The following is a 9,403-nucleotide window of genomic DNA, read 5'->3' on the forward strand; positions in this document are numbered from 1 at the left end:
AGCCCTCCCCCCACCGGTTGTCACCCCCGTCATCTCCTGCGCAATTCCCGCTGGATCTGCCGCTTGTACGAAAAAAAATCCACCTGCATGGTGTGCCGGGTTGACGCGACATAGCGCCGGCGCATGCGCTCCCGTTCACGAATGATTTCCCGCTGCATGATCCCGGTGCCGGGCAGTTTGCATGCGCCGGTCAGCAAACCGGCCACCCATTTTGCCTGCAACTCGGCCAGCGGCATGATGGCACCCAGCGGCTGCAAAAAACCGATGAAATACAGATTGGGATGCTGCAGCGGCACCACCCAACGGTAAAGCGGCAGTTCGTTGTCCTGCACCGTGAAAACTTCCGGTTTGAAGAAAGGAAAGGAGACTTTGTATCCCGTGGCGTGGACAATGCAGTCGATCCGTTCCGCGCTGCCGTCTTCAAACAGCACACGCTCGCCGGCGAGCATTTTGACATTCGGTTTGATTTTGATTCGCCCGTGGCCAATCAACGTCAGCAATTCGGAAGAGATGGTGGGATGTGCCTGATGCAGCTTGTGTGCCGGCACGGGCACACCATAACGCGACTGCGGACCGCGCGTCAGCCAGAGCAGAAACTGCATGCCCAGCGCCTGCACAGCCGGTGGCAGCAGACTGGTGAAGGGGGTGGTAAATTGATCGACCGGTTTGCCCCAAATGTATTTGGGAATCACGTGCGCACTGCGCCGGGTGGAGAGAAACGTGTGCGCCGCCACCCGGCTGCTTTCGCAGGCAATATCAACGCCGGAATTGCCCATGCCGATGACCAGGACATTCCGGCCGGCAAACACCCCGGGCGTTTTGTAGTCGTGCGAGTGCATTTGCAAACCGTCAAAGCGGCCGGGAAAATGCGCCCACTTCGGATCCCAATGATGGCCATTCGCGACCAGCACGGCACCATAACGGCGGCTCTTCCCGCCGGCGAGTGTCACGTCCCAGCTTCCCTCACCCGCCGGTGCCACGTCGATCACTTCGGTGCGAAAAGTGATCTGGTCGCGAAATCCGAAATGATCGACATAATCGTCGAAATACCTGGCAATCTGCGCGTGATGGGGATAGTCGGGATAGTCGTCCGGCATGGGAAAATCGGAAAATGCCATGCGGGTTTTCGAGGTATTGATGTGCAACGAGGCATAGGCGGAAGACTGGCCGTTGTCATTCAAATAACGCCAGTTGCCCCCGACACTCGAGCCTTTCTCGAAGCCGTCGAAGGGTATGCCCTTCTCATGCAGCACTTTGGCTGCCGCGATGCCCGAGGCGCCGGCACCGATGATACAGACCCGGGATTCACGCATGTCGAAAAGCGGGGTTGCGAAGACAGCGGCGATGGCGCTCCATCAGCAGATGAAAGCGCGTTTCCAGTTCACGCAGCTGCCGGCGCAGCGCTTGCGCCTCTGCGTGGGGTGCATCCCGCAACTGCTCCTGCAACGCAAGGATGTCTTTCTTGAGCTGCATTTCCTCGGGCAGCACATTGGCATTCTTCAGGATCTTGAAGCCCAACCGCAGGCTGGCGGGGATGTTGGAATCATCCTCCCAGTTGAGCGGCCGGCCATGGCCGGGCAGGTTGTCGAATTCACCGTTGGCAATGGCTTCGAGAATCTTCTGTTCGGCGAGGTGTGCGAAGGCATTCATATCTGCACTCCGGCGCTTTCAGCTTCGGGTTCCGTGTTCAACATGCGCGCGGGCCCGCGCGGCTGTTCCGTGACGCCCACCACCACCACCGTGAAATCGTCGTGGGTGTTGGCGAGGCCGACGTGATCGTAAATGCTCAGCAAAATGCGCTCTTTCAAGGCTTCGGCATTCTGATAATCCCGCTGCTGCACCACCGCCAGCAGGGATTTTTCCTGATATTCCTCTTCGTTGTCGTTGCGTGCCTCGACCACGCCGTCGGTATAGAAAACGAAAAAGTCACCCGCGGCAACCGGCAAGGTCATTTCCTGCAGCGCGGCTTCAAAAGCCGGCCCGTCTTCCAAACCGATGGCCATGCCCGCAGGCTGCAGAAATGCGGGCGCGCGGCTGCGCGGGGCTTGCAGCAGGGGATTGTGGCCGGCGCGACTGAAGGTCATGGTCATATGGTCGGGGTCAAACACGGCATACAGCAGCGTGATGAAGAGATTCTTCTCCAGGCTGCGGCGAAGGATGCGGTTGGTGTGCAGCAACACCTCGCGCGGTGAATCATAATGCCGGCCGAGTGCCTCGACCACGCCCTTCACCTGCGCCATGTAGAAGGCGGCGGCCGCACCCTTGCCGGAAACATCACCCACGACGACCACGAGCTTGCGGCCGCGCGTGAAGACATCGAAATAATCTCCGCCCACCTCCTGTGCCGCCACGCTGACGCCCGCAACTTCCAGGCCCGGCACCGCCGGCATGATTTTGGGCAGCAGCTTGACCTGGGCTTCATGCGCCACGCGCAGCTCCTGCGACAAGCGCTCCTTTTCGAGGGATTCCGCCAGCAAATGGGCATTGTGAAAGGCGATGGCCGCCTGATCGGCAAAGGATTGCAGCATGTCCTGATCGAATTGATCGTAACCGAAGTAATCCTGTTTCGCGGAAAACAGCACGCCCAGAATCTGACCGCGTGAGATCAGCGGCACCGCCAGGATGGCGCCAATATCCTTCTTCCACGGTCGCACACCGGCGGCGCGCGCATCCGCGGTGACATCGTTGATCAACAGGCTTTTTTGATTTTGGATCACCCACCCGCTGATGCCGGTCTCACGGCTCAGCGGCATCTCCTGCTGTTCCCGTTCGGAAAGATTGACCGCCGAACACAAGACCGGCGGCGCGCCGGCCTCCTCCAGCAGCTCCAGCCAGGCAAAATCGGAGCGGGTGACCTGCAGCGCGCGCTGTGTGATCATCGCCATCAATTGCTCGCGTTCCATGAAATGGCTGATGGACTGGCTCAGCTCCTGCAGCGTCTTGATGGCGTTGATTTTCTCATCGAAGCTGCCGGCGGTGGGAAGATGCAGCATCAGGGCAAAGGCGGTAACCCCGGCATAGACGCTGAAAAACAGTGCAATCGCAGCGCACACGGCGGCGAACGCGATGCTGTGATCCGCCACAAAACTGCCGGCGACCCGTTGTGTCAACATGACGCCGAGACCGCAAGCCAGTGCGGACGCCAGAAACACCAGCCACTTCTGGCGGCGGTTGAGATAGTCGATCCAGCGGTGGCGGAGGGCATTGACCCCGATCAACAGCAGGAGCAGGATGACGGGCACATCACCCAGCCAGTTCTGCTCGAAGCTTGCGAAGAAATTCACCCGGCCGCGCGCGGAAGCCGTTGCAGCCATCAGCAGTATGGCGAACACCAGCAGGCGAAAATTGCGCAGCGTCGAGCCTTTGCTCTTGTAGAAAATCAAATTGGCCAGCAGTCCGGAGAGCAGCAGGTGCAGAAACAGCAGCAGGAACGCGGCCGCCGTGCCGATCAGGAAGTGGCGGGGGGAGAGAAACAGCCGTGAAGCCGGAGACCGGGAATCCGGGGCTGCCATCAAATACTGGTCGATGATGGTCAACACCACCAGCGCCGCCAGTGCCGTCAAAAAGGTGTAGCGCAGCGTGTGGAAAATGCGCCGTTCGGAAAGGATCTTGATCCGCTCCCGCAGCGGCAGCAGCAGGATGATGGCCGCCAGCAACATACCGTCACGGAACAAGCGCACGATCTCGGGGATGCGCGCAATCATGAACCAAACGCTGTCGACGAGGGTCACCCCGAGAAAGGTCAGAAAGGGAACGGAGAAAATCGTGTTCTTGAGGATGCGGCGCATGCCGATGCTTGTTTGCGAGTCATTCGGGAGTTTGGAAAACCGGCGTGGCCATGATGAAAAAACGGCCGCACAACAAACCAATCGCCCGGCCCGGCAAAGTAGACATCACCGGATGGAAAGTCAAGCGCGATCTCCCGCCCTCGCGCTTCGGAATTCGGCCTTGAATGTGAGGGCCGTGATTGTGTATTTTGACCCGCCGTTTCACGCAAAGGTTGCCCATGCAAAATCTTCCGATGGAAAAGGCCAACCCCGCCCACGATTGGGCAATGATCGACCGTGCGCTCGCGACTGCCGCTCTGGCGCATCGCCAACAAACACGCAAGAGCACCGCGATTCCCTACATCGTTCACCCCTGCGCCGTTGGTTTTCTGCTGCTCGCCGCCGGCTGTCCGACCGAGGTGGTGGTGGCGGGCATCCTGCACGATGTCATCGAAGACACACCGGTGACACTCGAGGCCTTGCGCCGGGAATTCGGCGGGACGATCGCCGACCTGGTGGCACTATGCTCCGAGCCGGACAAATCACTGCCCTGGGAAAGACGCAAACAGCACACGATCCGCTTTCTCGCCACCGCGCCGCCGGCGGTCAAGCTGGTGGTGGCGGCGGACAAGCTGCACAATCTGCGCAGCATTGCCCTCGAAAGACATCGTGTGGGGGAGGCGGTGTGGCAGCGCTTCAATCGCGGCCGCGCACAGCAGGAATGGTATTATCGCAGCGTCGCGGAGAGTCTCATGCAAAACCTGCCGGAGGGATGCGACACTTCGCTTTTCGAACAACTGCAGCAGGAAGTGGCGGCCGTATTCGGTTAGACGGAAGGCGGAATCAAACCGGGGGGAAGTCGGAAAATCTCACCAACCTGAAAAGGATTGCCACCGCTTGAACATTCGCATCAAAGTGAAAAAACTGCATCCGGCGGCGCGGCTGCCGGAGTACAAAACCGCACTCGCCGCCGGCATGGATTTGTATGCGCGGCTGGACGAAGCCCAAATGCTGGCGCCGGGCGAATCGGCGTTGATCCCCACGGGAATCGCGCTGGAATTGCCGCCGGGTTACGAGGCCCAGGTGCGGCCGCGCAGCGGCCTGGCACTGCGGCATGCGGTCACCCTGTTGAATTCGCCGGGCACGGTGGATGCCGACTATCGCGGCGAGATCAATGTGATCGTCATCAATCATCACCGCCACGAAACCTTTACCATCCATCCGCACGATCGCATCGCGCAGCTCGTGATTGCGCCGGTGATGCATGCCGAATGGGTGGAGGCCGAAGAGTTGAATGCGACGGCCAGGGCCGGTGGCGGCTTCGGCAGCACCGGCCGCTGAGAACGCAGCGGCCGGGCAACCTTCCTGCCACTAGGCTCAATTGCCCGGTCACCTTTGTATGATACTGTGCCCTGTTCGCCGGCGGTGGTGACCGGGCAAGGGGCCCCAAAATCCTACTTCATGAACATCATCCGCTGCACCAACCTCTGCTGTCCGGCCTGCAACACCGCGAAATAAATTCCACTCGGCAAGCCGCCCGCCTCGAAATGCAGGCGATGGACGCCGCGGCCGTAATAGCCCTCGGCCAAACGCGCCACCTCCTGACCGGCGAGGTTGTAAACCTTCAGGACAATATGACCCGCTTCGGGAAGCGAAAAAGTAATCGTCGTACCGGGATTGAACGGGTTGGGATAATTTTGCTGCAACTGGATTTCATCCGGAATCATCGCCTCGGTGAATTCCGCGGCGCTCTCCTTCACCAACGCGGCACTGCCGCCGGCATAGACCTCCAGCTCATTGACGCGATAATAGGACTTGTTCGGCTTGGTCTGGTACAGCCGGAGGTAACGCGCGGAAACGGGGCTGAAGCTGAAATCATCGTTGCCGCCATTGCCGGCGTTGTCGGTATAGACCGTGCTCCAGGTCACACCGTCGCTGGACATTTGCACCTGGTAATTCTTCGCGAAATATTTCCCGTTCCACTTGATGACGACGCGTGCAACGGTTTGAACCGCCTGCAGGTCCACGCGCCACCACTGCGTCTGATTGCTGCTGCCGAGCTTGGCGCTGCTCCAAGAGCTGCTGGTGCTGCCATCGTTGGCCTTTTCCGGTGCATACTTGCTGCTGCTGTAGCTGGAGGCGGTTGCCGGCTTGTTGCGCGCGAGATTGGTGTTGCCGCTCGGCGTCATTGCATTGGCCTCGTTGGAATAGGCCGAATTGCCGCCGGTATTGTAAGCGAACACGCGATAGTAATACGTCGTGCCCGCGACCAGGCCGGTGTTGGCATAACTCGTCACGTTCGCACCCACCGTTGCAATTACGGCATAGCTTCCGCTCGCACCGGTTTTGCGCTCGATCTTGAAGCCGTCCTCGTTGGCGGAATTGTCGGTCCAGTTGAGATTGATCTGACTGCTGCTCACGGCCGTGGCGGTCAAGTTGCTTGGCGCGGCCGGCGGATTGCTTGCGGTCGTCGTACTCGCCTCATTAGAATACGCCGAATTGCCGCCAGCATTGTAAGCCCGCACCCGATAGTAGTAGGTTGTTCCCCCTGCCAGACCGGTATCCGGGTAACTGGTCACATTGGCACCCACCGTTGCAATCTCGGCATAGGTTCCGCTCGCGCCGGTCTTGCGCTCGATCTTGAAGCCGTCTTCGTTATTCGAGTTATCGGTCCATGAAAGATCAACCTGACTACCACTCACGACAGTAGCGGTCAAGTTGCTGGGGGCAGCCGGCGGCGTGATGCCAGAGAAAGTGCCATTGCTGACAAAAACATCGCTCTTGTTCGGCATGCCGCTGTTGCCATGCCAGGCCACTTTGTGATTGCTCAGTGCCGGTGCCCGGTCATCAAAGGTATTGCTACTAATTTGATGGATAGTGCCGTTCTGCAAGACAAAAATTTCCCAGTCGCTGCCATCGAAAGCCTGCCAGGCGAGGATGCCGTTGTCGGCAATTTCGGGCATCTGATTGTCGGTCGGGCCGCTGGTGATTTGTACGCGGTTGCTGCCGTCAAAGCCGGCGCGATAGATGTCCCAATTGTTGCCGTTGTGGCCCATCCACACCACCAGGCCGGAGTTGTTGATGCGCGGATGCCAATCTTCCCGCAGGTTGCTGGAAAGCACAATGTCCGAGCCGGTTGGGCCGGAGGCACTGGCGGCGTGGATTTCGGCGTTGGTATTGTCATGCCAGCTCTGCCACACCACTTGATTGGCATCGTTGATCTGCGCATATTCATCGTTGTAGGTGTTGCTGCTGAGCTGCAGCAGGCCCGTACCGTCGGCATTGGCGCTGAAAATCTCCCAGTTGCTGCCATCGTGGCCCATCCATACGACACGGCCGGCGTTGTTGATCTGCGGCCAGGTGTCCTCGCGCGGATAGCCGGAGGCCGCGTGGTTGTTGGTGAGTTGAACGACATCCGTGCCGTTGACGTTGGCGCTGAAAATTTCATAATCGGCGCCATCCCAGCCATCCCACACGATCCTGCCGGCATTGTTGATTCGCGCATGCCAATCGTCGTGGCTGTTGTTGGTCACTTGCACCAGCCCGCTGCCATCGGCATTGGCGGTGAAGATTTCATAATCGCTGCCGTCGAACGCCTGCCAAACCACCTGGTTGCCGGCATTGATCCTGGGATATTCGTCGTCGATGCTGTTGCTGGTGATCTGCACGAAATTGGTGCCGTCGGCATTGACCGCGAAGATTTCATAATCGTTGCCATCATGACCGTACCACACCATGCGGCCGGCGTCGTTGATCTGTGGCGCCCAATCCTCCACGGCATTGCTGGTCAACTGAGTGACGCCCTCGGGACGCAAGGGGGTGCTGTAATAACCGGACGCGCGCGTGGAGCCGCTTTCCGGATAGGAATTGAAATCCTGGATGTAGGCCCACCAGTTGTTGGCGCGCGTCATGCCATATTCGGTGGCGGTTCCGCCCATGTGGGGCAGGTGCGTGAACCACCATTTGTGGTAAAGCCGCATATCGCCGCCGCCCCACTCGGTGGCGTTGACCCATTCTTTTTGATTGGTGAGATTGGGATAATTGTTAAGCCAGTCGCGATGTGTGCTCCACACGTAGGTCATGTTGCCATAGTCGTAATCGCTCCGGCTGTTCGGCGCAAAGTGAGCATTGCCACAGGCGGCGCCATTCGGCCAGTTCCCGTCATACAAGGTGAAGCGATTCCACGCATGCGTCGAGTCGTTCGTCCAACTGCCGTAAACCCGTTGCATGATCGATTCGGTGCGATGGACGTAATCGTGGAGCATCTCGCCAACCCCGCGCTCGTAGTTGAAGCCCATCAGCACGAACATCTTCGACGCGCTCACTTGCTGCATTTCCGGGGCATTGCACCAGTAGGCGCCCTTGCCCGCCATGCGGGACTCGTAATAGCCGAAGCACGGCGCGCCGTAGAGCCACACCTCATCCACCTCGCCGGCTTCCAACCGGCGCGCGAGATCGTAGTCGCGCACAATCGCGTTGTAATCCACGGTCGTCATGCCGCTCGGCGGATCGCAATCGCCATCCGACCATTCGTACATATACGAGCCCGGCGTATTGCGATCGCCGTTGGTATAGCGAAAACCGTCTTCCTTCACCGGGAAGGTGCCGGCATTGATCACCTTCACAATGTCGTATTGCACCAGGCCGTGGCTGGTCTCCTCGATATCTGCGTCATAGCCTGCGGAAAGCGTGTCGGGATCATTCCAGCCCCACGCCGCGTGCAGGCGCCGATTGCCTTCGGAAGGAATGGCGGGATCGAAGTTGATCACCCACACTTTGGGGCGCTGCGTGTAGAGGTCAAAACTCGGCGGCGCCGGCTCGTTGATGACGAGCTTGGCTGACTTGGCCGAGCCTTCACGCTCGTAGGCATACACGCGGCGATGTGTGCCGCCGGCACTCACGTTTTTCACGATGATGCTCAGGGCGTTGCCGGCTTGCCAGCCCGGGCGACCCACGATCTCTTTCAAGATCGCGGTGATGTCCGGGCCATCGCGCCTGGTATCCCATTGCCACTCCTCCGTGATCGCCCACTCCACGAATTGCGTGGTCAACGGACGATCTGCCGGCGTGCTGCTTGCACTGAACGTGGCGGCATTATCCGCCGCTTCGCCGTAAAACCGAAGCGTCAGGGGGTTGGTATATGTGCCGTCCACGGTGAACTCCAGGTGGGCGTTTTGAATCTCACCGGGGCTGGCAATCTGGACATCCTGGAAACGAAATCCGCTGACGATTTCCCGGCCGTTGTCACACTGGCCAAAATAGATATTGCCATCACCGGTGGAAAAACCGCAGCCTCCCGGTTCCGGTCCGGCGTCATCGCTGCCGAGAATAACAGATCGGACAATGGTGTTCGTTCCCTGCGCATGCAACACCGCGTTCGTGTGCAGGCCGCCCAGCACAAGCAGCAGCCACAACCTTCCGGCTTTCGAGTAAATCTGAGCGAGGGTGCCCATAAAAGCTCCTTTAAACAAAGCGCATGAACTCTTTACATGAGTATCACCAATGAGCTGATCCAGGTAATCGCTCAAAACGGCAAAGCAGGTGTGCAAGATGTCAGCCGCGCGGGGAGGCGGAAAATTACAAGTCGCGGTTCAAAACCGTGAAATCTTCCTTTCCGCCTTCGCCCCTCGAGGCGT

At 59.2% G+C, this 9,403-nt stretch carries 6 protein-coding genes; 2 read left to right on the forward strand and 4 right to left on the reverse strand.

Annotation, left to right across the window (positions count from 1 at the left end; all coding sequences use genetic code 11):
• Positions 1–29: 29 nt before the first annotated feature.
• Genes ONB52_15680 through ONB52_15690 form a run of 3 tightly spaced genes read right to left on the reverse strand, consistent with a single transcriptional unit; the run spans position 30 to position 3,788 of the window.
• Positions 30–1,313: an NAD(P)-binding domain-containing protein gene (locus ONB52_15680; GenBank protein ID MDZ7417578.1), complete on the reverse strand. Its 1,284-nt coding sequence runs from the start codon at positions 1,311–1,313 to the stop codon at positions 30–32.
• Positions 1,306–1,650, reverse strand: coding sequence for a DUF1992 domain-containing protein (locus tag ONB52_15685; GenBank protein ID MDZ7417579.1), 345 nt, complete (start codon positions 1,648–1,650; stop codon positions 1,306–1,308). Before ONB52_15685 ends, ONB52_15680 begins: the two co-directional genes overlap by 8 nt.
• The gene (locus ONB52_15690) at positions 1,647–3,788 is read right to left on the reverse strand and encodes a SpoIIE family protein phosphatase (protein ID MDZ7417580.1); all 2,142 of its coding nucleotides are present in this window, start codon (positions 3,786–3,788) and stop codon (positions 1,647–1,649) included. The genes ONB52_15685 and ONB52_15690 overlap by 4 nt, the downstream gene beginning before the upstream one ends.
• A gap of 218 nt (positions 3,789–4,006) precedes the next feature.
• Here ONB52_15690 and ONB52_15695 point away from each other — a divergent pair, with 218 nt between their 5' ends.
• Together ONB52_15695 and dut are read left to right on the forward strand one after the other, a co-directional pair.
• Positions 4,007–4,597 (forward strand): HD domain-containing protein, encoded by a 591-nt coding sequence (locus tag ONB52_15695; protein ID MDZ7417581.1) that lies wholly within the window; start codon positions 4,007–4,009, stop codon positions 4,595–4,597.
• Positions 4,598–4,670: 73 nt separating this feature from the next.
• Positions 4,671–5,108 carry a dUTP diphosphatase gene (gene dut / locus ONB52_15700; GenBank protein MDZ7417582.1) on the forward strand — a complete coding sequence of 146 codons (438 nt, stop codon included), beginning with the start codon at positions 4,671–4,673 and terminating at the stop codon, positions 5,106–5,108.
• Positions 5,109–5,221: 113 nt separating this feature from the next.
• Here dut and ONB52_15705 read toward each other — a convergent pair whose 3' ends face one another.
• The gene (locus tag ONB52_15705) at positions 5,222–9,220 is read right to left on the reverse strand and encodes a discoidin domain-containing protein (protein MDZ7417583.1); all 3,999 of its coding nucleotides are present in this window, start codon (positions 9,218–9,220) and stop codon (positions 5,222–5,224) included.
• Positions 9,221–9,403 lie beyond the last annotated feature (183 nt).

This window comes from candidate division KSB1 bacterium (genome assembly GCA_034506255.1).
GTDB classification, from domain to species: domain Bacteria; phylum Zhuqueibacterota; class Zhuqueibacteria; order Zhuqueibacterales; family Zhuqueibacteraceae; genus Coneutiohabitans; species Coneutiohabitans thermophilus.

What these genes read in the sequence shown, in the direction of transcription:
- ONB52_15690 (MDZ7417580.1), bottom strand. Translation starts at nt 3,788, where the DNA reads ATGCGCCGCATCCTCAAGAACACGATTTTCTCCGTTCCCTTTCTGACC.
- ONB52_15685 (MDZ7417579.1), bottom strand. Translation starts at nt 1,650, where the DNA reads ATGAATGCCTTCGCACACCTCGCCGAACAGAAGATTCTCGAAGCCATT.
- ONB52_15695 (MDZ7417581.1), top strand. Translation starts at nt 4,007, where the DNA reads ATGCAAAATCTTCCGATGGAAAAGGCCAACCCCGCCCACGATTGGGCA.
- ONB52_15680 (MDZ7417578.1), bottom strand. Translation starts at nt 1,313, where the DNA reads ATGCGTGAATCCCGGGTCTGTATCATCGGTGCCGGCGCCTCGGGCATC.
- ONB52_15705 (MDZ7417583.1), bottom strand. Translation starts at nt 9,220, where the DNA reads ATGGGCACCCTCGCTCAGATTTACTCGAAAGCCGGAAGGTTGTGGCTG.